Annotated in this window: 20 protein-coding genes and 2 tRNA genes; 8 read left to right on the top strand and 14 right to left on the bottom strand. The window is 68.4% G+C overall.

The window, feature by feature from the left end; all coding sequences use genetic code 11:
• Positions 1–359: 359 nt before the first annotated feature.
• Positions 360–1,592, top strand: a complete 1,233-nt coding sequence (locus ACZ6N8_RS07550) for a GH25 family lysozyme (RefSeq protein ID WP_466008280.1) — start codon at positions 360–362, stop codon at positions 1,590–1,592.
• 58 nt (positions 1,593–1,650) lie between these two features.
• Here ACZ6N8_RS07550 and ACZ6N8_RS07545 read toward each other — a convergent pair whose 3' ends face one another.
• Entirely contained in the window at positions 1,651–2,229 is a 579-nt protein-coding gene (locus ACZ6N8_RS07545; protein ID WP_466008278.1) for a DUF3455 domain-containing protein, read from the bottom strand.
• 126 nt (positions 2,230–2,355) lie between these two features.
• On the bottom strand, positions 2,356–3,186 hold the full coding sequence (locus ACZ6N8_RS07540) for an ABC transporter ATP-binding protein (RefSeq protein ID WP_466008276.1): 831 nt from the start codon (positions 3,184–3,186) through the stop codon (positions 2,356–2,358).
• Positions 3,187–3,530: 344 nt separating this feature from the next.
• On the opposite strand from ACZ6N8_RS07540, the gene ACZ6N8_RS07535 reads away from it, so the two are divergent.
• Positions 3,531–4,643 (top strand): ricin-type beta-trefoil lectin domain protein, encoded by a 1,113-nt coding sequence (locus tag ACZ6N8_RS07535; protein WP_466008274.1) that lies wholly within the window; start codon positions 3,531–3,533, stop codon positions 4,641–4,643.
• Between the two features lie 43 nt (positions 4,644–4,686).
• Here the strand turns inward: ACZ6N8_RS07535 and ACZ6N8_RS07530 are convergent, their stop codons facing one another.
• The gene (locus ACZ6N8_RS07530; RefSeq protein ID WP_466008273.1) at positions 4,687–5,343 is read right to left on the bottom strand and encodes a GyrI-like domain-containing protein; all 657 of its coding nucleotides are present in this window, start codon (positions 5,341–5,343) and stop codon (positions 4,687–4,689) included.
• Positions 5,344–5,350: 7 nt separating this feature from the next.
• Positions 5,351–5,770: a VOC family protein gene (locus ACZ6N8_RS07525; protein ID WP_466008271.1), complete on the bottom strand. Its 420-nt coding sequence runs from the start codon at positions 5,768–5,770 to the stop codon at positions 5,351–5,353.
• 244 nt (positions 5,771–6,014) lie between these two features.
• Here ACZ6N8_RS07525 and ACZ6N8_RS07520 point away from each other — a divergent pair, with 244 nt between their 5' ends.
• A complete protein-coding gene (locus tag ACZ6N8_RS07520; protein ID WP_466008269.1) occupies positions 6,015–6,755 on the top strand; it encodes a DUF1963 domain-containing protein in 741 nt (246 codons plus the stop codon).
• 198 nt (positions 6,756–6,953) lie between these two features.
• Here ACZ6N8_RS07520 and ACZ6N8_RS07515 read toward each other — a convergent pair whose 3' ends face one another.
• From ACZ6N8_RS07515 to ACZ6N8_RS07490, 6 genes are all read right to left on the bottom strand, one after another.
• The gene (locus ACZ6N8_RS07515; RefSeq protein ID WP_466008268.1) at positions 6,954–7,448 is read right to left on the bottom strand and encodes a hypothetical protein; all 495 of its coding nucleotides are present in this window, start codon (positions 7,446–7,448) and stop codon (positions 6,954–6,956) included.
• Positions 7,449–7,829: 381 nt separating this feature from the next.
• Positions 7,830–11,246 (bottom strand): DEAD/DEAH box helicase family protein, encoded by a 3,417-nt coding sequence (locus ACZ6N8_RS07510; RefSeq protein WP_466008266.1) that lies wholly within the window; start codon positions 11,244–11,246, stop codon positions 7,830–7,832.
• A gap of 44 nt (positions 11,247–11,290) precedes the next feature.
• Positions 11,291–12,439 (bottom strand): restriction endonuclease subunit S, encoded by a 1,149-nt coding sequence (locus ACZ6N8_RS07505; protein WP_466008264.1) that lies wholly within the window; start codon positions 12,437–12,439, stop codon positions 11,291–11,293.
• On the bottom strand, positions 12,436–13,977 hold the full coding sequence (locus ACZ6N8_RS07500; protein ID WP_466008262.1) for a type I restriction-modification system subunit M: 1,542 nt from the start codon (positions 13,975–13,977) through the stop codon (positions 12,436–12,438). The genes ACZ6N8_RS07505 and ACZ6N8_RS07500 overlap by 4 nt, the downstream gene beginning before the upstream one ends.
• A 353-nt stretch (positions 13,978–14,330) precedes the next feature.
• Positions 14,331–14,403, bottom strand: a tRNA-Arg gene (locus ACZ6N8_RS07495).
• A gap of 35 nt (positions 14,404–14,438) precedes the next feature.
• Positions 14,439–14,529: transfer RNA gene (locus ACZ6N8_RS07490), tRNA-Ser, on the bottom strand.
• A gap of 820 nt (positions 14,530–15,349) precedes the next feature.
• Between ACZ6N8_RS07490 and ACZ6N8_RS07485 the strand changes: the two genes are divergently transcribed.
• A complete protein-coding gene (locus ACZ6N8_RS07485) occupies positions 15,350–15,991 on the top strand; it encodes a hypothetical protein (protein WP_466008260.1) in 642 nt (213 codons plus the stop codon).
• Here ACZ6N8_RS07485 and ACZ6N8_RS07480 read toward each other — a convergent pair.
• Positions 15,952–16,722 carry a CPBP family intramembrane glutamic endopeptidase gene (locus tag ACZ6N8_RS07480; RefSeq protein ID WP_357987744.1) on the bottom strand — a complete coding sequence of 257 codons (771 nt, stop codon included), beginning with the start codon at positions 16,720–16,722 and terminating at the stop codon, positions 15,952–15,954. The two genes, ACZ6N8_RS07485 and ACZ6N8_RS07480, sit on opposite strands and share 40 nt — an antisense overlap.
• A gap of 145 nt (positions 16,723–16,867) precedes the next feature.
• On the opposite strand from ACZ6N8_RS07480, the gene ACZ6N8_RS07475 reads away from it, so the two are divergent.
• Positions 16,868–17,983, top strand: a complete 1,116-nt coding sequence (locus tag ACZ6N8_RS07475) for a globin domain-containing protein (protein WP_466008258.1) — start codon at positions 16,868–16,870, stop codon at positions 17,981–17,983.
• 69 nt (positions 17,984–18,052) lie between these two features.
• Here the strand turns inward: ACZ6N8_RS07475 and ACZ6N8_RS07470 are convergent, their stop codons facing one another.
• On the bottom strand, positions 18,053–19,582 hold the full coding sequence (locus ACZ6N8_RS07470) for a peptide deformylase (protein WP_466008256.1): 1,530 nt from the start codon (positions 19,580–19,582) through the stop codon (positions 18,053–18,055).
• Between the two features lie 315 nt (positions 19,583–19,897).
• Between ACZ6N8_RS07470 and ACZ6N8_RS07465 the strand changes: the two genes are divergently transcribed.
• Positions 19,898–20,680: an IucA/IucC family C-terminal-domain containing protein gene (locus ACZ6N8_RS07465; protein WP_364370515.1), complete on the top strand. Its 783-nt coding sequence runs from the start codon at positions 19,898–19,900 to the stop codon at positions 20,678–20,680.
• A 7-nt stretch (positions 20,681–20,687) separates the two neighbouring features.
• On the opposite strand, the gene ACZ6N8_RS07460 is transcribed toward ACZ6N8_RS07465, so the two are convergent.
• Positions 20,688–22,523 (bottom strand): DUF6311 domain-containing protein, encoded by a 1,836-nt coding sequence (locus tag ACZ6N8_RS07460; RefSeq protein ID WP_466008254.1) that lies wholly within the window; start codon positions 22,521–22,523, stop codon positions 20,688–20,690.
• A 212-nt stretch (positions 22,524–22,735) separates the two neighbouring features.
• Here ACZ6N8_RS07460 and ACZ6N8_RS07455 point away from each other — a divergent pair, with 212 nt between their 5' ends.
• Complete coding sequence (locus ACZ6N8_RS07455; protein ID WP_466008253.1) at positions 22,736–23,446, top strand: class I SAM-dependent methyltransferase; 711 nt, start codon at positions 22,736–22,738, stop codon at positions 23,444–23,446.
• Positions 23,447–23,510: 64 nt separating this feature from the next.
• On the opposite strand, the gene ACZ6N8_RS07450 is transcribed toward ACZ6N8_RS07455, so the two are convergent.
• On the bottom strand, positions 23,511–24,053 hold the full coding sequence (locus tag ACZ6N8_RS07450) for a YbhB/YbcL family Raf kinase inhibitor-like protein (RefSeq protein ID WP_357987758.1): 543 nt from the start codon (positions 24,051–24,053) through the stop codon (positions 23,511–23,513).
• Between the two features lie 144 nt (positions 24,054–24,197).
• Between ACZ6N8_RS07450 and ACZ6N8_RS07445 the strand changes: the two genes are divergently transcribed.
• Positions 24,198–24,347 carry a hypothetical protein gene (locus tag ACZ6N8_RS07445; protein ID WP_364370504.1) on the top strand — a complete coding sequence of 50 codons (150 nt, stop codon included), beginning with the start codon at positions 24,198–24,200 and terminating at the stop codon, positions 24,345–24,347.
• Position 24,348: the final 1 nt, after the last annotated feature.

Here is a 24,348-nt window from a genome sequence, read left to right as displayed (position 1 = left end):
GACTACGGCCTCCTGCCCTACCGACCCGGCCTCCTGACCCTGCAACGCTGACCACACGACACACGGGCGGGCACGGCCTCCGGGCCGTGCCCGCCGCTCGCGTCCCGGCCCGCCGACAGTCGATCCCGACCCACCATGGCGAGGCTCGACGTGGAACGGCAGGTGCTCAGAACTTCTCGACGCCCGTCGCTCCCGTCGGACGGGGTGGCGCGGCTTTCCATCGACAGGGGATACTCCGCGAGCCCGCTTCGACGGAGCCGTCCCGCCTCGCCGCACCGGTGCCGGGCACAGGCGTCGCGGCTCTCACCGCTACGCCGGCGGTCACCTCGACCTTCCGAGCAAGGAGTACCCACCTCACCATGCCAAGAAGATTGCTCTGTGCGCTGGCCTCCGCCGGGCTCGCACTCAGTACGGCGCTCGGCGTGCCGCAGCCTGCACATGCCGCGGACCCGACTCCCGACGGCGGCGGCCGGGCCAACGCCGGCGTCGCCCCCGGCGCCCGCGCCACGGCCGCCTCCCCGTACGCCACCATCCCGGTCGGCTACACGGTCCGTGGCATCGACGTCTCCAGCCACGACCACAACCTCGGCCCGATCAACTGGTCGCAGGTGGCGGCCGACGGCGCGAAATTCGCGTACGTCAAGGCGACCGAGGGACGGACGTACCTCAACCCGTACTTCGCCGAGGACTACGCGGCTGCCAAGGCGGCAGGCCTCCTCGTCGGCGCCTACCACTTCGCCAGGCCGGACAAGCGAGACCCGATCACCGAGGCGAACTACTTCATCGACAACGCGCAGTTCGCCGCGGACAGCCAGACGCTCGTGCCCATGGTGGACATCGAGTGGCCCTACTGGGATGGGGCGCCGACCTGCTACGGCCTCACCCCGACCGAGATGTCGGGCTGGATCCGGTCCTTCACCGACCAGGTCAAGGCGCGCATCGGCCGGCCCGTGATGATCTACACCAACACGAACTACTGGAACCCGTGCACCGGCAACGACGCGTCCTTCGGCGCCAACCCGCTGGACATCGCCGGCTACACGACCACCCGCCCGCCCCTGCCGTCCGGCTGGACGACGGAGACCATCTGGCAGTACGCCGCCGGTAACCCGAGCAACCCCGGCGACTACAGCCAGAACGTGTTCAACGGGACGTACGAGGACCTGACCCGACTCACCGGCGCCCCGATCGCCGCGCCGCCGCTCGCCCTCCGCTCGTGGACCAACGGCAAGTACGTCTCCGCGGACGGCAGGGGCACCCTCCCGCTGATCGCCAACGGGCCGACGATCGGCACCTGGGAGAAGTTCACCCTCATCAACAACGCCGACGGCAGTGTCAGCCTCCGCGCCAACATCAACGGCAAGTACGTCTCGGCGGACGGCAGGGGCACCCTCCCGCTGATCGCCAACGGGCCGGCGATCGGCACCTGGGAGAAGTTCACCCTCATCAACAACGCGGATGGCAGTGTCAGCCTGCGCGCCAACATCAACGGCAAGTACGTCACCGCCGCCAACAAGGGCGCCCTGCCACTGATCGCCAGCGCGCCGACCATCAGCACCTGGGAGAAGTTCGACAGGTTCGCCGCCGCCTGAGGCACCGCTGCTGCCCGGCACTTGCCGTGCCGGGCAGCGGCGCGACGGTGCGGGGCGGTTACCGCTTCGCGGCCCAGAAGACGTACACCGCGCCGTACGGCACGGCCGTCGTCTCGCCGTCGGTGCAGGCGCCGGCCGGGGCGACACCTCCCGAGGTCAGCAGACGACTGATGTACGCGACGTTGCCGAGCATGCCGGTGCCGCTGTGGCTGTCCACGGTCAGCAGCAGCTCGGGGATCGTTCCCGTACGCGGGCTCTCCGCGGTCTTCTTCGCCGTGATCGACGAATTGTCGCGCTGCGACTGCCAGCTCGGGCCCTTGAAGTGGTGGACCCGGCCGCCCGTGCCGACCAACTGGGCCTCCGGCACTGACGCACCTGTGAACACCCCACCGACGCACGTGTAGGTCTGCGTTCCGCGGGTGACGACGTACGCGCCGACGGGGCGCGAACCCGCCGGCGGCTTGATCGCCGGGGCGATGCGCGGGATGTCCACCCGGCGGGCGTCGGCGCCCACGGCGGCCGGCGCGGCCACCTCGGCGGCGGACGCCTGGTGGGTTGCGGCGCCGATCGCGGCCACGACGCCGGCCATGCCGATTGCCGCGAGCGCCCGAACCCGGGAGCGAGACGTGCTGAGCATGCGATTCCTCCGATTCAGGCAGGCGCACCCGCGCCCACGTGAGCCTTTACGGACCGGGATCGCACAACGATCAATGAGCCGCCGAATCTGATCGATCGTTCATCTGATGCGGATGCCAGGAATCGATCAACCGGCGGAGTTCGACAATTCGCGGGCAGACAGCGCGCGGGCGGCCCAACGCCCGTCCTCGTACCGCACGCTTATCGGATGCGCGAATGCGGCGGACACGTTCTCGGTAGTCACGGTCGCCTCGGCGGGGCCTGCCGCGACGACTCTGCCGTCCTTGATCAGCATCGCGTGGCTGGTGGTTGTCGGTAGTTCCTCGAGATGGTGGGTGACCATGATCGACGCGAGGTGGGGGTGGGTCTCGCGGAGAAGGTCGACGGTCTCCAGCAACTGTTCCCGGGCCGCGACGTCGAGACCGGTCGAGGGCTCGTCCAACAGCAGCAGCCGTGGTCGGCTGATGGTCGCCCGGGCGATCAGAGCGCGGCCACGTTCGCCCTGCGAGAGGGTGGGCCAGCGTTCCGCGCCCAGTCCGGCCAGGCCGAGGGTGTCGAGCAGCGAGTCGGCCCGGTCGAGGTCGTCAGAGGTGGGCCGCCAACGCGGTGGAACGTCGACCGATCCGACGAGCCCGGTCAGAACGACCTCGCGGATGGTCAGCGGCGACCGTAGCGGGTGGCGCGGGTTCACGTGACCGATCGACAGGCGCAGCAGTTGCATGTCGACGCGGCCGAGTTGCTGACCGAGCACCCGGACAGTGCCGGAACTCGGATGCGCGACCGCGCCGCAGAAATCCAGCAGGGTGCTCTTGCCCGCTCCGTTCGGGCCGAGCAGCGCCCAGTGCTCGCCCTCGCGCACGGCCATGTCGATGCCGTGCAGGATCTGCCTGCCATTCCGCCGGAAGGTGACGTCGCGCAGTTCGACGACGAACGGAGCGCGGTGTCTCTCTGCTGTCATGAAGCGCTCGGCCTTCTCTGTTCGAGCTGCGAGGTACGGCGGACCAATGCTGTCCCGTACGACCTGAGCGGCGCCACCGCGACGGCGTCGAAAGTCAGTGACGAGGACCACCGCCCGTCACGATCGGCAGATCGATCACCGCGCCACCAGCATCAGGGGCGGGTCGAGGTAGACCAGATCAGCCCAAGGAATCTACACTCATCTGTGTTAGCGCTCACACTCGTCCCAGTGCTGAGGCAGTACCGCCGCGCCGTACCTGTAGATCGGCGCGTGCCGGGCGATGCCCGGCGGCCTACACAACGGCCCTTGCCCTCGGCCAGCTCGACCAACCCAGGGGAGAAAGCATGCGAACGAGGGCACGATGGCTCGCGACACTCGCCGCGCTCGGTGTCGTGGTCGCAGGTGTGGTGACACCTACCGGCCCGGCCAGCGCGGAGTCCAACGGCGGGGTACGCGTGATGCCGCTCGGTGACTCCATCACCGAGGGCACGCAGGTGCCCGGCGGATACCGCATCGGGCTCTGGCAGCGCCTCGCCGCCGGGCGGTACACAGTGGACTTCGTCGGATCGCAGTTCAACGGGCCGGCGAGCCTGGGCGACCACGACCACCAGGGGCATCCCGGCTGGCGCATCGACCAGATCGACGCGAACATCGTGGGCTGGCTGAACACCCAGCGTCCGCAGACCGTCCTGCTGCACATCGGCACCAACGACATCCTGCAGAACTACAACGTGAGCAGCGCACCGAACCGGCTGTCCACGCTTATCGACCGCATCACCACCACCGCGCCCACCGCCGAGGTGTTCGTGGCGCAGCTCATCCCGCTCGCCAACAGCAACCAGGAGAACGCCGTCCGCACCTTCAACGCGGCGATCCCCGGCATCGTGCAGAGCAAGGTGAACGCCGGCAAGCGGGTGCACCTGGTCGACATGCACAGCGCTCTCACCACCGCCGACCTGATCGACGGCGTCCACCCCACCGCCACCGGCTACGACAAGATGGCCGCCCGCTGGTACAGCGCCCTGCAGTCGGTGCCCGGCAGCATCGGCAATCCCGCCAGCGGCGGCGGACAGACCACCGCTCTCGTGGGTGCGCTCTCCGGCAGGTGCGTCGACGTCCCCGGCTACTCCACCACAAACGGCACCCAGGTCCAGCTGTGGGACTGCCACGGCGGCACGAACCAGCAGTGGACCTACACGTCCGCTAAGACACTCACCGTGTACGGCAACAAGTGCCTCGACGCCGCCGGCTACGGCACCTCGCCGGGTACCCAGGTCACCATCTACGACTGCCACGGCGGGACGAACCAGCAGTGGAACGTCAACGCGAACGGCACCATCACCGGAGTGCAGTCCGGCCTCTGCCTGGACCCCGTCAACCAGGGCACCGGCAACGGCACGAAACTCGTCCTCTGGACCTGCACCGGTCAGACGAACCAGCAGTGGAGCCGCCGGTAGGGCGCGGGACCGAACGGACACCACCACCGCCGCCGCGCACGCGCTAGCTACCTGAAGCGTCGTGCGGGGCGGCGGTGGTGACCGGCTGCCGGAGGATGGTGCGCTGCCTGTCCGGTGCGACCCTGCGGAAGTCGCTGAGGTAGATCTCGTGGTGTTTTCCGACCATGCGGAGCTGGTTGGCCGGGATGTACTGGTGATGCAGTTCTGCGAGCACGTCGGCCTCGTCGTCGAAGGAACCGACGTGCAGCGTCTGCACGCACCGTCCCTCGGACAGCGCTCCGAGACGGACGTCGTCGATACGCGCAGGTCGGCCCTTGGCGCCGGCCTGGTCGATGGCGGCGGCGACCATCGACCTGTCGATCCAGTCCGGGACCATGAGCATCAACGTCCAGTGCCACCGCGCCTTGTGCCGTTCCGTGGTGAAGGACGCCATGTCCTCGGCCCACCACAGACCCTCCAGGGGCGGGACGACGTAGTCGCGTCCGAGGTCGCGCTTGCTGGCGAACTTCAGCCGGTACGCCGCCGGGTAGAGCGCCTCGATCGCCTCGGTGAAGGCCCGCGAGGTGTTCGGGTCACCATGGCCGTCGACCATGAGGTACCGCATGTCGGGGACGTCGACCATGCGGAACCGGCCCCGCCGCGCCCGGTAGGCGTCAAGCGTCCTCTTGAAGTCGATCTTGTCGGCGGGCCTGTCGGTCATGGATCACTCAGCCGGCCAGCCCGTTGTCGGCGAGCCACTGCGGGTCCGGTGCCACCATCTGCAGGACCTCCACCAGCAGCCCGTCGGTGCCGGCGACCTGGAATCGGCGCTGCCCCCACGGCTCGGTCACGAGCGGCAGGACCACCTCCAACCCGGCAGAGCGCAGGCGTTCGAACTCGGCGTCGACGTCGACGGCCAGGAACGCCAGCAGCGTGCCGGCCACCGCCCTGCCCCGGGTCGCCGCCGGCCACGATTCGTGGTCGCGCTGCACGAAGTCCAGGCTGACGTTCGGGTGGTCGGGGTGCTGCGTGTTCACGTACCAGCCCAGGTCGATTCCGACCTTGAACCCGAAATGCTCGGCGAACCACGCCGCGCTCGCGGCCGGGTCGCCCGCCGCGACAGCCATCCCCATCAACGAGAACTGCATACGTACCCTCCCCTGGCCACTGACGGTTCATCAGTGGACTGTCCGGCGCGTAACGGCCGGCGGCCAGCGCGCTCGACCGCGAGGGTCCGCCACCCGCCGCCTTCGACGACGATTCGAGCACCACGGTAGACAACGCCGACGGCACGGTCGATGGAACCCGTCGGGTGACGGTCGCGATGGATGACTTGTGCGACCGTCTCGTCCGCTGCGGATCCTGTCGGTCCTCCCGTGCACAATGCCCACTGTGGATCTTCGTGATGAGTTTCGTGAGGCCGCCCGCAAACGTGACGTGCCGGAGGACGCCATCGATTGGTGGCTCCAGCTCGCCCGCCCTGTCCTGGAGTTGCACACCCGGTGCGAGGGTCCGGTGGTCGGCTACTTCGGCGGTAAGCCCGCCCTGCCCGAAGGGGTGGACTGGCCGGCGGGCATGACGTACCTCGCCAAGCTCGACCTCTCCGCGATCCCGGCCGGATCGCACGACATCAACCTGCCGTCCGACGGGCACCTGCTGTTCTTCGCCGAGCCGGACATCATGCCCGAGGCGGAAGTCATCTACGTGCCGGCGGGCACGCCCGTCACCGAACGGGAGCTTGAGGAGGACTCGTACCACCAGGAGTGCGAGAGGTTCCCGCTGTACGGCTTACGGGGATGGGACCTCCCGTTCAAACGCGAGGACAGCGCGATCGACATCGGCGAGAGTCGGTACGACGAGGAGGTCTTCAGCTCCATCAAGTGGTACCTGACGGGTGACAACGACACCCTGGGCACCATCGGCGGCTACACCGATCGCGCCACAGGTGGAGGTGAGCACGGCCTGAAGTCACCCGAGGAGGAGACGCTCCTGGGCTACCTGTTCGTGGACGCGGACCTCGGGGGCGAGGGCTTCGGCGGCGACGGCACGATGGTGGGCTGGATTCTGGACAACGAGGATCTGGCGGGGCGCAGGTTCGACAGGGCCAGGACGGTGTCCGACTTCAACGGCTGACGGCGTACGGCTCAGCGCCTCCGCCCTGGCGCGATGTGGGCGGACCGCCGGGTCCGGTGGAGCGCGCGGGTGGGTGCGGAAAACCGCACCCACCCGATTGCGGTAGGCCCACTGAGGTCGGTGGTCGACCTCATGGTTCACGCCACGCGACTCCTCGCATAAATGCAGCCGCGCTGCCTCCTCAGAACAGGCAGGGGCTTAAAGTTTGATCTTCACTCCCGCCGCTTGGCAAGCCTTCTCCAGGACGGTGTTGGCCTCCTCGAAAGCCGGACTAGCCGCCTCTACGGCCGGGTCAGCCGATTGCGCGATCTTCTGGGAATCGGCGGCCACCTTCTGCATCGCCTTGGCCACCTCCGAGTCACTACCGTCGGACGCCGAGCGCAATGCCTCGGCGAACTCTTTGAGGCCCTGCTGAATATCGGAGGCGGACGGACCCTCACCGCCGCCCTGCATGGCTTGGACCATCTGCCCGGTCAAGACGGTGTCAGCCCGATCCACCGCCTCACAGAGTTCCTTGTCGGTGCCGGCTGCCGTGCCTGCCTTCTTACCCTCCTGCGACACCGCAGGCGTCGGCGCAGCCGAAGGGGCCTGCCAGACGGCATCGCCCGACCCTGTGTCGCCACCCCCGCACGCCGTGCTCCCCATCGCTAGAACACCGACAAGAACGGCAGACATCACTTTGGCATGAGACATGGCGCGTAACACTACTCAAGCGTCATGACTTGGTCACCGCCCGCCGGTTGGGGCGTCGGGTCACGTCCGCTCGTCACGGGTCCACGGCCCAGATGACGGCGGCCCTGGATCGGCTGGGAATCAGAGCCGGACATGGGAAAGATCAAGGCCGCGACCTACGTTTCCGTAGGTCGCGGCCTTGATTACTGTGCGCCCGAAGGGACTCGAACCCCTAACCTTCTGATCCGTAGTCGACGGCAGAGGGTGCCCGTGACCTGGGGCTATGCGGATTTGCCCGGGTTTGATATGTAGCAATGTTGACGGAAAGTGACGCCAGAGGCGGCTTCCCACCCCAGCCGTGCGCCCATGGGCGCACGGAGCCCCAACGGCTCTCCGACTGGTTCAAGCCACCTCGCCTCCCGGGGCAGCGGTGTCTCGGACACGGTTAAGGATCGTGATCAGGCGGTCCACGTCAGCTGACGGGAAGATCGAGTCCGGCCCGTGCGGGGCGATGTCGCTGAACGGCGAGTCGTAAAGTCGCTCGGGCTCCATGACCCCGTTCTGGGTCAGGTGAGCGATGATCAGGTTCACGAAGTTGATCTGATTCGCGCTGAGCGTCCGGCTGCTCAGGAAATCGCCGAATGCCTCGGCGGCGGCTTCCCGGTCGAGTCCGACTAGGGAGCGGATGAACAGTCCGAGCCCGTGGGCCGAGCGGCGGGCCTGGTCGATGTCCTCGGTGCCGCCGCCGCTAGCCGCGAGCATCCTTTCCAGCTCGTCAAGGTCCGTCGGGGAGAGCTGCTTGTTGCGGCGTAGCTTCTGCAACGCCAGGTGGTCCTCGTGGGCGCGCAGGTACACCCGGGCTTTGGCGCGGAACCGCTCGAAGTCCGTGCCGATCTTGATGTCGTTGAGCGTGACGACGGCGATCTCGCCCAGCTCGTCGATGAAGTCGGTGTAGACGATCGCCCGCTTGGACCTCTCGATCAGCTTGACCAGCCCACGGAGACGGCGGCGCATCAGCTCCAGCATCGGCAGGGTGACGTCTGACCACCACTCGTCGCCGGCCACCTCGTCGAGGAGTTGCTGCTGCTCGCGGATCGCCGGAATGCTGGTCTGCTCCAGCAGGGTCGATGCAATGTCCTGCACCTGCCGGCGCAGCCGATCGTAGGCGGGTTCCACGTCGAGCTGGCCGAGTTGAAGTCGCAGAGCCACCAGGTCGAACCGCTTGGCCGCTTCGTCCTCGTCCTTCACCGCTGTGGGTAGGACGGCGAGGTTGCCGCCGATCTCGTCCACCGCCTCGGGGGTGAGCCGGTGCCAGTGCTCGAAGTCGACGTAGTACTCCACCAGGCGCCGCTTGGGGCGTACGACGAAGTTGTCGAGGTGGATGTTCTCCACTCGGCGATGCAGGCCGCGGGCGAGGTCCCAGCGCAGCGCCGCCTCGCTCTGCGTCCCGTCGGCCCCCGCCTCAACGCCAGCGTCGGTGGGAAGACGCAGGTCGAGGCGGTAGATCAGTTCGAGCTGGGCCTTGAACAGCCGCTCGGTCAGCGACTCACCCAGCTTGCCCTCGACCGCCTTCGGGTTGTGGTTGAAGAACTCGAAGTTCTGGCAGAAGTCGAAGATATAGAAGTTCTGCTTGTCCTGGCCGGGACCGTAGAGGTCCTTGCAGAGCCGGGTGCCACGGCCGATCATCTGCCAGAACTTCGACTTCGACCGTACGATCTTGAAGAAGACCAGGTTGACGACCTCGGGTACGTCGATGCCGGTGTCGAGCATGTCCACCGAGATCGCGATGTGTGGGTCCTTCTCCATCTGCGAGAAGTCATCGATCAGGCTCTGGGCGTACTCAGTCTTGTGGGTGATGACCCGCGCCAGGTGGCCCCGGTGCATCGGGTACGCGAGGTCGAACCGCTCCTGGATGAAGTCGGCGTGCGCGTTGTTCTTGGCGAAGATGATGGTCTTACCGATTCGGTCACCGCCTGCGACGTGGTGGCCGTGGCTCATCAACGTCTCCAGCACCTTGTCCACGGTGTCGGAGTTGAACAGCCACTTGTTGACCGCATCCGGGTCGATGCTGTCCGGCGGGCCATCCTCACCCCAGTCGAGCGAGTCCCAGGCGTCCTTCTCCTCCTCGGTGAGGTCGTCGTAGCGGATGCCGTCGCGCTGAAACTTCAGCGGTACGGAGACCGCTCGCGGCGGCACAAGGAAGCCCTCGTTGACCGCGTCGTCGAGGTCGTAGTGGTCGGTAGGTACACCGTCTTCAAGGTTGAACAGGCTGTAGGTGTTGCGGTCGATCTCGTTGCGCGGAGTGGCAGTGAGCCCAACCAGGAGGCTGTCGAACCAGGAAAAGATCGCCCGGTACTTCTGGTAGACCGAGCGGTGCGCCTCGTCGATGATGACCAGGTCGAAGTAGCCGGGCCCGAAGCGCCGCTCGCCGCTCGCCGTCTCGTTGATCAGGCCCATCATGGTCGGGTACGTCGAGACGTACACCCGGCCGTCGGTGTTCTTCTCGGTCACCAGGTTGACTGTCGCCGCGTCGGGCAGGTGCGCCTTGAACGCGTTGACCGCCTGGTTGACCAGCGCATTACGGTCGGCGAGGAAGAGAACCCGCTTGACCCAGTTGGCCCGCATCAGCACGTCGACCAGAGCGATCACGGTGCGGGTTTTGCCGGCGCCGGTGGCCATCACGACGAGCGCCTGCCGCTGCCGCTGCGTCTCGAACGCCTCGCCGATGGCCCGGATCGCCCGGTGCTGGTAGTACCGCTCGACGATTTCCTGGTTGACCGGCACGTCCGCGAGCGGCTTGCGAGTGTCGCGGCGCTGGACCAGCAGGTGCAACTCGTCCTTCGTGTAGAAGCCCTGCACCGGGCGCGAGGGGTAGGCGGTGTCGTCCCAGAGCCAGGTCTCGTAGCCGTTGGTGTAGAAGATGACCGGGCGCTGGCCGTACCGCTGCTCCAGGCAGTCGGCGTACAGCTTGGCCTGCTGCTGACCGACGGTGGCGTCGCGGCGGGTGCGCTTGGCCTCGACCACCGCGAGCGGCTTGCCGTCGTCACCCCACAGGACGTAGTCGACGTACCCGGTACCCGTGGTGTTGGGCATGCCGGTGACCTCGAACTCGCGGTCCTCCGGGCGGTCGAGCCGCCAGCCGGCCTCCCGCAGCATGAGGTCGAGGTAGAGATCGCGGGTCTGCGCCTCGTCGTAGTCGTGGTCGTCGGGGCGGGCCTCGTTGGCGGCCTTCGCGGCGGCGATCTCGGCGCGGAGCTTCGCCAACTCAGCGTCGAGGGTGGCGGACTTCTCCCGCTCGGTGGCCAGCGCCGTGTCCTGGGCAGCGAGCTTGTCAGCCAGCGCCTTCAGCTCGGCATGGGTCTGCTGCCGAACCTGGGACGGGATCGGCCGGGGGATCAAGTCCGGGTTGAAGGCCAGCGCGCTGGCCGGGACCTTCGCCTGGTCGCGGATGTAGTGGCGTGCGATCCAGTACATGACGTGGAACAGCTCGCGGACGACCGGCACCGCCTCCTGCGGCGTCACCGGCGTGCTCTTGTGGACGGCCGTGTTGCCCTGCTTGCGGATGATGTTCATCTTCGCCTGCAGGCTGTTGCCCAGCAGGTTCCGCAGCGACGGCTCGTGGATCATCGCCGACAGGTCGTCCTTGTACGGCTTGGTGAGCGTGCCGTCGGCCTCGAAGAGCCAGGTAAGGGTGAGTTCCAGCGTGCGCCGGGCATAGAAGCACGAGGCCCGCGGATCGGCGACCGCCAGCCGCTCGGCCCGCAGGGCCTCGCCAAACAGCACGGGCCACTCAGCCCGCAGGAACGCAAAGTTGCTCATCGAGCGCCAACTCCCCACAGTCGACAGCTCTCAATCGTCCCACGTCAGAGCAATCCCCGGAAGGCCCGATCCTGCAACGACGCACACAGCGCGTCCAACTCGTCCAGGCTCGCCCGTTGCAGCGCTCTTAACCTCTCGATCGCCGCTACGTTCTTGGCGAAGGTCTCGATCAGGTCGGTAGGTGGGCAGATCGTTTGCAAGTTTCGCAGGATGGCCAAATTGATATTTTTTTGGGCGGACTCGGGAGCCGTCCGCTCAAGCGACTGCTGCAAAAACGACAGCCAGGATTGGACGTAAAGAGTGGTCGCGGGCGACGCGGTAAAACCCACTACGCTGTCTGGGAAACACGCGTCGAACGTGAGTATCCCCGTCTTGGCGATGTTGGCAGCAATTGTTATGCATAAAGTTCCGCTCGGCCACATCCTGCTTTGCCTCAGGCCAAGCTCGGAATAGGTGCTGCTGTATCGACGGATATAGCCGCCCGAGTTTGCAACGTCCCCGGTTTGAATCAATGGATATGGCCCACCGAGGAGGGCAGGCTCGTTTCTCGGACGATGCGTTGATACCCCCCGCTCCAAGGTGCCCAGATCCATCAACTTCTTGACCGGCCATTTTTTCGGATTCGACACCGGATCGCCGAACACGTCGAGAAAGATGGACTGGGTGAGGGCATCGAGGTGCGCCAGGGCTTCACGCCGCTTGGCGCGCAGCTCGTCGGCTCGATCCAGCACCTCCGCAATCCTCCGCTGTTCGGAGATGGATGGAAGAGGTACGTGCAAATCGCCGAGCGCGTTCAGCGAAATTGACTTTCGCCTGTGAACGCTTCCCTTGCCGAGCCGCGGATACTCAGCGAGGGCCCGCTGACTCTTTAGATATCGCAGCAGGTAGGACGCGTGAACTTCTGTGCTCGCCAATCTGAACACCGTGTACATGGGACTGATGAGGCACCGGGTGTTGGCGATTCCGATCGACCCCTCGTCCAAGTGAATGGTCGCGTATGCGAATTCGCCCGGCTCGACGACGGTATAGCCGGAAAGATCACGGCTGTAAACTTGCTTCTTGAAGTATTCCAGACTTGGAACAAACCCTTGGTGCTTGGTTACGGAGTACACCGGCAGGTCACCCAGGCCGCGGGCGCGATATCCCGAAGCCGCTACCACGTTCCTGAGCGGCACCATGTCAAAGCGGCTCATCCGATCAGGACCTTCAGGTCGGACATGCTCTGCTGAATCTCGGACTCCAAGCGGTCGAGGTCGGCCAGGATGTCGAGCGGCGAGCGGCGCTCGAACTCCTCGTGCACGACCTCCTTGTAGCGGTTAAGACTGAGATCGTAGCCCTGTTCGACGATGTCGGCCTTGGCCACGCAAAAGCTCTGCTCGGTCCGCGCCCGCTGCACCTCGTCGCCGTCGCGGCGGAGCCAGCGCGCCAGCGCGTCCGGCAGGTTGTTCTTCGGGTGCTCGTCCTCGGCCAGCGCCACATCCGGCACCGGCCCAAGCTTCTCGATAGGCAGCAGGGGTGCCCGCTTGTCGTCCAAGCTGAACCCGTCGGCGGTGACCTCGTAGAACCAGACTTTGTCCGTGCCACCGCTATTGGTCTTCGTGAAGAGCAGGATCGCTGTGGAGACGCCGGCGTAAGGCTTGAAGACGCCGCTGGGGAGCTTCACTACGCCATCGAGCTTCTGGTCCTCGATCAGCGTGCGACGTAGCTCCTTGTGTGCCTTGCTCGGCCCGAAGAGCACACCGTCCGGCACGATGACCGCCGCGCGCCCGCCGGGCTTGAGAAGCCGGAGGAACAGCGCGAGGAAGAGCAGCTCGGTCTTCTTCGTCTTGACGATCCGCTGGAGGTCCTTGGACGTGCTCTCGTAGTCGAGGCTGCCAGCGAACGGCGGATTTGCCAGGATCAGCGAGTACTTCTCCGACTCGTTGCTGACGTTGTCGGCCAGCGAGTCTCGGTAGCGGATGTCGGGGTTTTCGACACCATGTAGAAGCATATTCATGCTGCCGATGCGCAGCATCGTGCTGTCGAAGTCGAAGCCGTGGAACATGCTCTCGTGGAAGTGCTTGCGCTGCACGGCATCGAAGAGCGCGTTGGGGTGAGTGTGGCGGAGGTACTCCCCGGCCTCCACCAGGAAGCCCGCGGTGCCGCAGGCCGGGTCGCAGATCTCGTCGGACGGCGTCGGAGCCATCATCGCGACCATCAGCTGAATGATGTGCCGAGGTGTGCGGAACTGGCCATTGTGGCCTGCGGTAGCGATCTTGCTGAGCATGTACTCGTACAGGTCGCCCTTGGTGTCCCGGTCCTCCATCGGGATGCCGGCGAGCATGTCGACCACCCGGGACAGCAGCGCCGGATTGGGGATGGTAAACCGGGCGTCCTTCATGTGGTCCGAGTAGGTCGACCCATCGCCGCCGCCGAGCGTCCGCAGGAACGGGAAGACCCGCTGGCCGACGACCTCGAACATCTCGGCCGGCGCGGCGCTCTTGAAATGCGACCAGCGCAGGTCGTCGTACTTGCGCCACTGGTCGTCGCAGCCCTCCGGGAAGATCCGGCGCTCCATCGGCTTGCCCAGCCGGTTCGCCTTGTTCTCCTCAAGGGTGTGAAGATCGTCCAGCCGCTTGATGAAAAGCAGGTAGGTGATCTGTTCGATCACCTCCAGCGGGTTCGAGATGCCACCCGACCAGAAGGCATCCCAGACGCGGTCGATCTTGCTCTTCAGCTCACCGGTGATCACGTAGCTTCGGCCCCCACCCCGTCGTACTGCCAAGTCGACCTAGGTTAGTCCCGCCTCCCCGCAGGACAGGATCGGACGTTGGGGGGAAGACTCCGCGTGTCGGCGACAGGAGAAGCGAGCCACGGCATCAGGATTCCGTCGTTACGAGGCAGCGCCTGGGATCAGCCAAGCGGGTCGAGACACACGACGGAATCCCATCACTCACCAGATGATCACGCTCGGCTACTCTTCGTGATATCTACGCGCCATTCACGTCTCCTTTGCGCCCCTGGGCGCACGAGAAAACGCCCCTCTCGTCGATCGTTGTCGATGACGATAGGGGCGTTTCACCTGGTCAAGCCCGTTTGAACTTGTGCGCCCGAAGGGACTCGAACCCCTAACCTTCTGATCCGTAGTCAGATGCTCTATCCATTGAGCTACGGGCGCTCGTGCTCAGCCAGTGTACACACCCGGCTTTCGCGCGGAGACTCCGGGATTCGAACCCGGGAGGGGCTTTAAGACCCCAACCGCATTAGCAGTGCGGCGCCATAGACCAGACTAGGCGAAGTCTCCCTGGTGGCCCGCAGACCACCGCGCCCGAGGATACAGGTCGTCACCCACCGGGGGCAAAACGACTTCCGGGGTACGCCGACCGGGGTGGCACGCCGCTGGGTTTCGCGGCTGTGCGGTGACGTGATCGGGACTAGGCTCCATCGATATGCAGGAGCAGCCGCCCAGCGAGCCGACCCGTCGAGAGCCTGCTGACCGGGCGCGGCGGCGCTCGGCACGGGCCACGTTCACGCCGCCGACGGCGGCCGAGCCGCCCGCCGACGAGGCGTCCCCGCCGGCGGTTCCGGCGAGCCCGCGTCCGCGCCGGGCCAAGGCGGCACCCGCCGTGCTGTTCCAGCCACCGGAGCCGGACCGTGTCCTGCCCCGGCAGCCGGGCAGCACACCAGCCGACCCGGACGCGGAGGGCGCGGCACCCACCGGCGCGGGGGCGGAACCGGCGGCCCGCCCAGCGAAGGCACGGGCTCCCCGGGCCCGGAAAGCCACCACGGAGGCGGCGGCCACCACGGCACCGACACCACAGCCGCCGCCCACGGATGCGACGCCGCTCACACCGGAGCCGGTCCAGAGCCCGCGCAAGCGCGCCGCAACCCCGCGCAAAGCCACCACGCCCGAGGCCACCCCTCCCGAGGCCACCCCGCGCAAAGCCGCCACCCCGCGCAAAGCAACCACGCGCAAAGCCACGGCACCCGGAGCCATCGCATCCGTAGCCACCACGCCGGAGACGCGGGCCCCACAACCCGCACCGGAGCCCGGTCCGGAATCGGCGTCACCAGCCACCCGCGGGACTCCTGTGCCGCGTACCCCGGAATCTGACCTGCGCGCGGTGACCGCGCGCGTGCTCGACCACCCGGGCTTCGCTCCGGAGTTGCTGGCGTTGTCGGCGGTGGAGTCGCTCGGCCCCGGCGCGGCCGACTGGGCCGAGCGGCTGCGTGCCCGCTACCCGGACGCCTCGGCGGATGGCCTGGCCCGGCTCGCGAGCCGGCGGTTCGTGCGGTCGGCGGGCGTGGGAGGGGCGGCGGCGGCGCTCGCCGGGTTCTTCGCGCCGCTGGCCGAGCTGGCCTCGGTGCTCTGGACCCACTCGAACCTGGTGCTGCACCTGGCGGCGGCGTACGGCAGGGACCCGGCGCATCCCGACCGGGCCGCCGACCTGCTGGTGCTCACCCAGGTGCACCCGGATCCGGAGAGCGCGCGTGCCGCCCTGGCCGCCGCCCGCACGGCCGACGACCCGGTCGAGGGGGTGTGGCCGAGGGCGGCGGAGGCCGCGTGGCGACTGGCGGCGCCCCTCACGGCGCAGGCTGGCGGCTGGGTGGCGTTGCGGCTGGCGGCCCGGTTGCTGCCGGGTGCGGCGGTGCTCGCGGCGGCGTTGGGCGACGCGGCGGCGGCGGATCGTCTGGCGGCCCGGGCGGTGGCCACCTACCGGCCGCGTCAGAGCCAGTCGAACCACTCGCGGGGCAGCAGCGCGTAGCCGACGAAGGCCACCACGTCGAGCAGGGTGTGGGCGATGACCAGCGGCATCACCCGCCGGGTACGCAGGTAGAAGAGGCTGAAGACCACGCCCATCACGGCGTTGCCGACGAACGCGCCGAAGCCCTGGTACAGGTGGTAAGAGCCGCGGAGCAGCGCGCTGGCCGCGACGATAGTGACCAGCCGCCAGTGCAGCTGACGCAGGCGGGTGACCAGGTAGCCGACCACGATCACCTCCTCCAGCACGGCGTTCTGCACGGCGGCGAGGATCAGCACGGGCACCGCCCACCAGACCTGCGGCAGCGCGGCCGGCACCAGCGTCGCGTTGAGGCCGAGCTGGGCGGCGACGAAGAACAGCGCCAACCCGGGCAGGCCGATGAGCGCGGCGAGGCCGGCGCCGCGGGCCAGGTCCTGGCCGGGCCGCCGGGCGTCCAGGCCGAGGGTCCGCGCCGGGTCGCCGGGGTCACGGCTGAGCAGGTGTACGGCGAGCAGCACCGGCAGTAGCGCGAACACGATGCCCAGGAGCTGGTACGTCAGGTCCAGCCAGGGGCGGGCCGACGCCGACGTGTTCAACGAGGCGGTCTGCCTGGAGAGCGGCCCCTCGGCGGTCAGCTTCGCGATGATCGACACCACCGCGTAGACCGCGGACTGGCCGAGGGACAGGCCGAGGACCAGCAGCGTCTCGGTCCCCAGCAGCCGGCGGGACACCGGGCGGGTCAGCTCAACGGTCACCGCACCACTCTGCCCGACGGGGTGCCCCGCTGGCAGGGCCGACCGGCCGGCGTGAACCGATCGCACATTCTGTGCGACCGGTCGGCACTCTCCGTGGAGATTCTATGGGCGCCCGATCCGCTGCCGTCTGGAGAAGGAGCACCCCGTGGATGACGTCGCGCGGCTGCTGAAGGAGAGCTGGACCCTGGTCGAGGAGGACCGGGACCGGCTGAGCGGGCACTTCTACGCCCGCCTGTTCCTGCTCGACCCCGCCCTGCGTCAGCTCTTTCCGGTGCAGATGTCCGGCCAGGGCGACCGCCTGCTGGAAGCGATCATCACGGCCATCCACACCGTGGACGACCCGGAGAGCTTCGACGAGTTCCTCCGGGCACTGGGCCGTGACCACCGCAAGTACCACGTCGACGACAGGCACTACGCGACGATGGGCGTCGCGCTGCTTGACGCGCTGCGCAGCACCGCCGGCGACGGCTGGAACCTGGAGTACGACCAGGCGTGGCGGGACGCGTACGCGGCGATCTCGGCGAAGATGATGGCCGGTGCGGCGGCGGATGACAACCCGCCGTTCTGGCACGCCGAGGTGCTGACCCACGAGCGGTACGGCCCGGACACGGCCGTGCTGACCTGCCGGGCGTTGCAGCATCCGCTGCGTTGGCAGGCCGGCCAGTACGTAAGCGTCGAGGTGCCGCGGCACCACCCCCGGGTGTGGCGGACGTACTCGGTGGCGAACGCCCCGAACGACGACAACGTCCTGGAGTTCCACGTGCGGACGCCGGGCGCGGGCTGGGTGTCAGGTGCGTTGGTCCGCCGGGTACAGCCGGGTGATCTGCTGCGGCTCGCCGCGCCGATGGGGTCGATGACGCTGGACCGGTCGTCGGAACGGGACATTCTCTGCGTGGCCGGCGGGGTGGGGCTCGCGCCGATCAAGGCGTTGGTGGAGGAGTTGGCCACCTACAACCGCACCAGGTGGGTGCACGTCTTCTACGGCGCCCGGCAGGCGGCGGACCTGTACGGCCTGGCCGGGTTGCAGGAGCTGGTGGCCGTACACCCGTGGTTGTCGGTGACGGCGGCGTGCAGCGAGGACCCGGACTTCGACGGCGAGGTGGGTGACATCCCGGACGTGGTGGCCCGGTACGGCCCGTGGACCACCCACGACTGCTATGTCTCCGGCTCGGCCCGGATGGTCCGCGCCGCGCTGCGGGTGCTGGCCGCGGACGACGTGCCGCCGCCGCACATCCGCTACGACACCTTCGGCGACCTCTGAACGTTCCTCCCCCCACACCGGGGCGCGTGCCCCTGCCCCCTGGGGCGCGCGCCCCGGTCCCCTCGTCTGTCAGTACCGCCAGGGCCGCCCGGTCTCCCGGTATTCCTCGACCGGCACGAGCGGCACGCCTGGTGCCATCCGGTCGACGTAGAGCCGGCCCTCCAGGTGGTCGATCTCGTGCGCGACGAGCCGGGCCATGCCGAACTCGAACGAGGTGATGATCCGGCTGCCGTCCCACTGGGCGTGCTCCACGTCCAGGCGCAGCGGGCGGGGTACCAGACCCCTGTGGTCGAAGAAGGATAGGCAGCCCTCGTACTGCTCGTCGGTGTCCGGGTCGGCGTCGACGACCCGGGGGTTGAGCAGCACGACAGGTTCGGCCGACCGGTCCGGGGGCCGCACCACGGACACCGCCCGGCCGACGCCGAGCTGCGGGGCGGCGACACCCACCCCCTTGCTGAACGGGTGCAGCTCGTCGAGTCGGACCAGGACGGCGGTGAGCCGGTCGACGACCTCCCGGGCGGCCTGCTCCTCGGCGGGCAGGTCGAACGGACGGGCCCGCTGGCGCAGCAGGTCGGCGCCGCGCTGGACGATTCCGATGCCGCGCATCCGGTCGCTGGGCCGGACCCGTACGCCTGCGGTGTCGACGTCCGGGTCGGCGTCGGGGCGGGCGCGGAAACGCCACTGCATCCGGTAGCGCGCGTTCAGCGGAGGGTCGTCGGTCTGCCAGTCGAAGATCGCCCGGTCGCCCTCGTCGTGTCGCTGCGGCGCCGTACGCAGTGGCCCCTCCTCCGCCGAGAGCGAGGTCTCCACGCCCCAGACCTGCGGGTCGAACGCCGCCGGCAGGTCCAGGCGTACGGCGAGGTGCCGGGTGGGCAGCCGGACGGCCCGCTGGAACCAGGGGCCCCACTTCTCCTGCCCGACGCTGTACGCGTACTCGATTGTGGCCCGGTCGCCCGGGTAGAGCGGGAAGCGCCGGTCACCGTTCTCGAAGAGCAGCCAGATCTCCTTGAACGCGTCCCTGTCGTGTTTGGCCCGCCAGTGCATCGGTTCCGGGTCACCGCCACCGTCGTCGCGCCGGGCCTGTAGTTGCAGCTCGGCGAAGGTGAGGGGGTGTTCCCGGTGGTGCCGGTTGGAGCGGCCGGGGTCGTTCGGGTACCGGTCGACGGCGACCCGGACGAGGTAGCGGGTGACCGGTTCGGTGCCTGCGTTGTACAGCTCGCGGCGGATGACGCACCGGTAGCTGTCGACGGTGTGCGTGAGGGTGGCCGTTTCCCGCTCCACGACGAGGCCGGTGCCGGGTGGCAGCCACTGGCCGGGCAGGTGCGACTCGCGCGGCGGTTGGCCGGTACGGGCGTGCCTGACGTCGTCGTACTCCCGGAAGCGCTGCCAGATCGCGCCGCCGGCCTCCAGGACCGCCTCGGCGCGGCGGGCGAAGTCCTCAGTGGGGCGGTGCCGGCGCCCTTCGACGTGGCTCACGTACGACGGGTCGAACCCCATCAGGATGGCCAGTTGCTTCTTGGACAGCCCTCGCCCGGTCCGCTGTCGGGCAAGTTCGGCCGCAAAGGAGTCGGCAGCCCGATCGAGGGGTGAGATCGTCATCGGCTTCCTCGTGGCCGGGAGTATCAGTTTCACGTTCCGTGGCGAAGCGCACACGCAACTGGCACTTTGTCGACACACTGCTTGACAATCCACCGAGGTACGTCGATCCTCTTGGCGTTTTTCGGGGCCGATGAGGGGTAGTACGCGGTGGCGGCAGGTCAGGAACGTGGCCCGCGCCTCCCGATCCGACCGAGGTGAGGCTTCCCTTAGACCGGCGGGCATGGTTAGGCTAGCCTTAGCTCAGGACGGCAGTTGTCGTCCGCCGGGGCACTCCCTCGGCCACTCGGACGGGGGACGACTCAGGTGACAGCGGTGATGCCGAGGCGGGACGTGGTCTCCACGCCGCTCGCTCCCGTCACCGCGGCCCTGCGCTCGATGTTCGGTACCGACGACCTGCCCGGGCTGGCCCGGGGCCTGCTGGTCGACGACGAGTTCGGCTGGGCGCCCGCCACCACCCTGATCGACGGCACCCGGCTGCCGGAGCTGCTGCGCGCCGCCGCCGTCCGCTGGGGCGGCACCCCGCACGCCTGTGCGGCGCTGGCCTGGAAGTCGTACAGCTACTGGACGGCACTCCCGGTCGTCCTCGGCTGGGCCTCGGCCCGCCGGGTCCCCCTGCTCGACCCGGCCGACGTGCTGATCCATTTCGAGGACCACAGGCCGTTGCTCACCCTGGGCCTGCGCCGCGGCACCACGGTGGCGGTGCTGCCGAGCGACCCGCTGGCGCTCGCCGGCCTGCCCGAGGTCCGCGTCGTCGCCGACGAGGCCGAGTTGCTGGCCGTGTTGCGGGCTTCCCTGCTCGACGCCCACCTGGCCCCGCTGATCACGGCGATCCAGGCGGAGGTCCGGATCGGCACCCGGACGCTTCTCGGATCGGTGGCCTCCGGCATCGCGCACGGCATCCTGCGCGCGGCGGACGGGCTGCCCGGCTCGACGGTGCAGAGCATCGACACGCTGCTCGGCGCACTGGACCTGGCCGACCTGGTCGAGCTGGTGCCGGGGCCGACCGGCGAGCCGAGCGTGCAGCGACGCACCTGCTGCCTCGCGTTCACGCTGCCCAGCCCGAAGGTGTGCCAGGGCTGCTGCGTCCGCCAGGGCTGACCCTCGGTCAGTCGGTGAACGACCGCACGTCCCACACCCACACGCCGCCGGTGAAGACCGGCTGGATCCCGGTCAGCTCGGTCATCCCCCGACGCAGCGCCTCCTCGTGTTCGTGCGGCCCGAGGATGACCACCCCGGCCCGCCAGTAGCGCAGGTCGTCGACCGCCTTGACCCTGCTCTGCGGGGTGATCGGTGGCACCGCCCCGGTGCGCCTGATGGTGGCGAAGAAGCTGCTTGTGGGGCGCGGCGGCGCACCGAACAGCGCGACCTTCGGCGGCTCCGCGTTCGGTCGGGTGTCCGGGCCCAGGAAGTAGCCACGGGCCAACGGCATGTCCTGCCGGGTCACCGCTGACCAGCGCAGCGGCTCCGCGTAGTTGGTGTCCGGCAGCGGCAGGGTCACCACGCTGCGCCCACCCGCCACGTACGGCCGCCACGCCCCACTCGTCACGAAGCCCGGGACCGGGTCCAGGTCCACCACTGGCAGCGGGGTGGGCAGGATCGGCAGCAGCGCCATCGTGAGCACCGTGGCGGTGGCGAAGCGGATCTGCGGCCGGGCCGCCGGATGCGCGCGGGCCAGTTCGCGGGCGCGCTCGGCGCCGTACGCGAGCAGCACGCCGACGATCGGCGTGATCGCCAACGCCCACCGGGTCGGCACCACCGAGTGCAGGATCGGCAGGTTCTCCAGCACCGCCCAGGGAGCCGGCACTCCGGTGCCCCGACCGTCGAAGCGGACCTCCCGGCCCAGGGACAGCACAGTGAAGAGCAGCCCGAGCGCGCCCAGCGCGAGCACCACGATCGAGCGGCGCATCCACCAGACCAGGGCGATCACCAGCGCCACCAGCGCCCAGCCGAAGAAGCTGTTCTCCTCGGTGGGGTTCTTGGCCAGGCCCGCCGCCGTACGCGGGCTGCCGGCGAGGGACTCCCGGGAGTACGCGACGAACGAGGCGAGGTCGCTGGAGTAGCCGCGGATCAGGCGGGACAACCCGGAGTACGCGCCCGGGCCGAAGAACTGCACGTACAGCGGGTACGCCAGCAGCACGCCCGCGACCACGGCGGCGACGGCCAGCCCGGCGAGGAACGGCCGGGCCCGGGACCGCAGCGCCGGTCGACCGAGGGCGAGGACGCCGACCACCACGCCGATACCGATCGCGGTCATCAGCAGGATCTCCAGGTTGATGAACGCCTGCCAGACGATCACCAGCGCGAGCAGGACGCCGTTGCGGAGCCAGCGGCCCGGCTCGCCGAGACGCAGCGTGCGCCAAATGATCAAGGGGACGACGAACTGCGACACGATGTTCGGGTGCCCATTGGCGTGCGACACCATGGCCGGCGCGAACGCGCAGAAGCCGGCACCCAGCCAGGCCGGCCCTCGGGCGCCGATCACGACTCTGGACAGCAGGAAGTACCAGGCGGTGGCGGTGGCAATCATTCCGACTGTGAGAAAGGCCAGGAAACTCGCTCGCGGCCCGAGCAGCAGGGTGACAGGCGTCATTGGCAATGAAATGGATAATACGGACGTATTCGCCATCAGGTTCACGCCGTCCGGCACGTTCATCCGGTCCGAATGGAACGGGTAAGCGAAATGCGTCACGACCCGCGCACCGTGCGCCATCATCCATTCGAACTGCGACTGGTCGGAGCGGTTGTCCCGCACCCCGCTGCCCGGGTCCAACCAGAGCCGCCCGGTCACCCAGAAGCCCAGCGCCACGAAGCTCAGCACCGCGAGCACGTCGGTCCGCTTCCCCTTGCGGCGCAACGAGGTGTCGCCGTCGCCGGGCGCGGCCGACTCCCCACCGGGCACGGCCGGGCCGTTGCCGGGCGCGTCCGGTTCAGGAGTAGTCATGACAATTCGTAGGGTAGCCAGCGTATGGCTCTGCCGTGACATGTTTCGGGGTACTGCCGTACTATGTGCCGGGTTCGCCGACCGCCGATCACGTGCCCACCCCCCGACCACAATTCGGCTACCCCGATGCCCCGATTCTTCTGCCGTCCCAGTGGATGATTCACTCTGTCGGTCCAGGCACGGGTCGAGTTCATATCGTGAGGAATCGACGCATGGCAGAAATCACTGGGGATCAGCGCGTCCAGTCCGAGGTGCTGGAGGGCCTGGCGACAGCTGTCAACCACCGCCGCTGGTTCGTCGAACTGGCGGTTCCGTACCTCGGCGACGACCCGATCGAGATCGGCAGCGGTCTCGGTGACTACGCGCTGGAATGGTCACAGCGGCTGCCCCGGTTCACCGCCACCGAGGCCGACCCGGACCGGCTGGTGCAGCTCAAGGAGCGCCTCGCCGACCAGCCGAGCATCGACGTCCGGCAGATGCTGCTGCCGCACGACGCCCGGGGCACCTACAGCGCCGCGGTCTCGTACAACGTGCTGGAGCACATCGAGGACCACGTGGGCGCGCTGCGCAGCATGCGCGACCTGGTCCGCCCCGGCGGCGCCGTGATCATCATCGTGCCGGCGTTCCAGTTCGCGATGAGCCCTGCCGACATCGCCACCGGCCACGTCCGCAGGTACACGAAGAAGACCCTCCAGGCCGCGATGACCGAGGCCGGCCTGACGGTGGAGAAGATCCACTACGCGAACGCCCTGGGCTTGATCGGCTACTTCATGGCGACCAAGGTCTTCCGGCTGATGCCGAAGGAGGGCCCGATGGTCAAGGTGTACGACACACTCGTCCTGCCCGCCACCAAGGCAGCCGAGCAGGTCGTCCGCCCCCCGTTCGGCCAGTCCGTCTTCGCCGTGGCCCGAGTCCCCGCCTGATCTCCCAACCCCGCGATCTTGCACTCGCCCTTCTCGAAGGGGGTGCAAGATCGCGGGGTACGGGTCACTCCTTGATCTGGTACGTCGGGCGGATGACCGCTCTCGCCAGGGTGTGGAAGGTCAGGTTGAAGCCGACGTAGGCGGGGCTCGCGTCGGGGGTCAGGTCCAGGCGGTCCACGTCCAGGGCGTGCACCGCGAAGACGTACCGGTGCGGGCGGTCACCGGGCGGTGGCGCCGCGCCGCCGTACCCCTGCTCGCCGTAGTCGTTGCGGACCGAGAAGGCCCCACCGAGGTCGGTGCCGGCCGCGCCGCCCGCGCCGCTGGGCAGCTGGGTGACGTCGACCGGCACGTTCACCAGCACCCAGTGCCAGAAGCCGCTGCCGGTCGGCGCGTCGGGGTCGTAGCAGGTGACAGTGAAGCTCCTGGTCTCGGCGGGGAAGTCCGACCAGGTCAACTGCGGGGAGACGTTCTCACCACCGGTGCTGCCGTGCGCGTGCCGGGCATCCATCGGCTCGCCGTTCTGCACGTCGTCGCTGGTCAGCGTGAACGAGGGCACCGTCGGCAGCAGCTCGTACGGGTCCGGGGCGATCGGTCGTTCCAGAGTCATCGGTACTCGTTCCTTCCGGTGTGCGGAGATACCAGCCCCTTCATACCCGCTTCACGACAGATGAGAGACCGAAAGTTCCGGGTGTCCGGAGTCACGCGGGAGCGCTATCGTTGTCACCCTGCAACGTTCCACGGGGGGAATTCTTTGGCACGAGTCTGGCGGGATTTCCTGGTCGCCGTCTTCAGCGCGCTCCGAAAGCCCGACGAGCAGGCGCTCGCCGAGGAACGCCGGCGCGCGGTCGAACGCCTGGCCGACAAGACGATCCGCGAGAACCGGCGGGACGAGACCGACTGAG

It is taken from the genome of Micromonospora sp. NPDC047521 (assembly GCF_055587305.1).
The sequence above is the reverse complement of the archived record's forward strand: the minus strand, read 5'-3'. Positions and strand labels throughout refer to the sequence as shown.

What these genes read in the sequence shown, in the direction of transcription:
- ACZ6N8_RS07550 (WP_466008280.1), top strand. Translation starts at nt 360, where the DNA reads ATGCCAAGAAGATTGCTCTGTGCGCTGGCCTCCGCCGGGCTCGCACTC.
- ACZ6N8_RS07545 (WP_466008278.1), bottom strand. Translation starts at nt 2,229, where the DNA reads ATGCTCAGCACGTCTCGCTCCCGGGTTCGGGCGCTCGCGGCAATCGGC.
- ACZ6N8_RS07540 (WP_466008276.1), bottom strand. Translation starts at nt 3,186, where the DNA reads ATGACAGCAGAGAGACACCGCGCTCCGTTCGTCGTCGAACTGCGCGAC.
- ACZ6N8_RS07535 (WP_466008274.1), top strand. Translation starts at nt 3,531, where the DNA reads ATGCGAACGAGGGCACGATGGCTCGCGACACTCGCCGCGCTCGGTGTC.
- ACZ6N8_RS07530 (WP_466008273.1), bottom strand. Translation starts at nt 5,343, where the DNA reads ATGACCGACAGGCCCGCCGACAAGATCGACTTCAAGAGGACGCTTGAC.
- ACZ6N8_RS07525 (WP_466008271.1), bottom strand. Translation starts at nt 5,770, where the DNA reads ATGCAGTTCTCGTTGATGGGGATGGCTGTCGCGGCGGGCGACCCGGCC.
- ACZ6N8_RS07515 (WP_466008268.1), bottom strand. Translation starts at nt 7,448, where the DNA reads ATGTCTCATGCCAAAGTGATGTCTGCCGTTCTTGTCGGTGTTCTAGCG.
- ACZ6N8_RS07510 (WP_466008266.1), bottom strand. Translation starts at nt 11,246, where the DNA reads ATGAGCAACTTTGCGTTCCTGCGGGCTGAGTGGCCCGTGCTGTTTGGC.
- ACZ6N8_RS07505 (WP_466008264.1), bottom strand. Translation starts at nt 12,439, where the DNA reads ATGAGCCGCTTTGACATGGTGCCGCTCAGGAACGTGGTAGCGGCTTCG.
- ACZ6N8_RS07470 (WP_466008256.1), bottom strand. Translation starts at nt 19,582, where the DNA reads ATGACGATCTCACCCCTCGATCGGGCTGCCGACTCCTTTGCGGCCGAA.
- ACZ6N8_RS07465 (WP_364370515.1), top strand. Translation starts at nt 19,898, where the DNA reads ATGCCGAGGCGGGACGTGGTCTCCACGCCGCTCGCTCCCGTCACCGCG.
- ACZ6N8_RS07460 (WP_466008254.1), bottom strand. Translation starts at nt 22,523, where the DNA reads ATGACTACTCCTGAACCGGACGCGCCCGGCAACGGCCCGGCCGTGCCC.
- ACZ6N8_RS07455 (WP_466008253.1), top strand. Translation starts at nt 22,736, where the DNA reads ATGGCAGAAATCACTGGGGATCAGCGCGTCCAGTCCGAGGTGCTGGAG.
- ACZ6N8_RS07450 (WP_357987758.1), bottom strand. Translation starts at nt 24,053, where the DNA reads ATGACTCTGGAACGACCGATCGCCCCGGACCCGTACGAGCTGCTGCCG.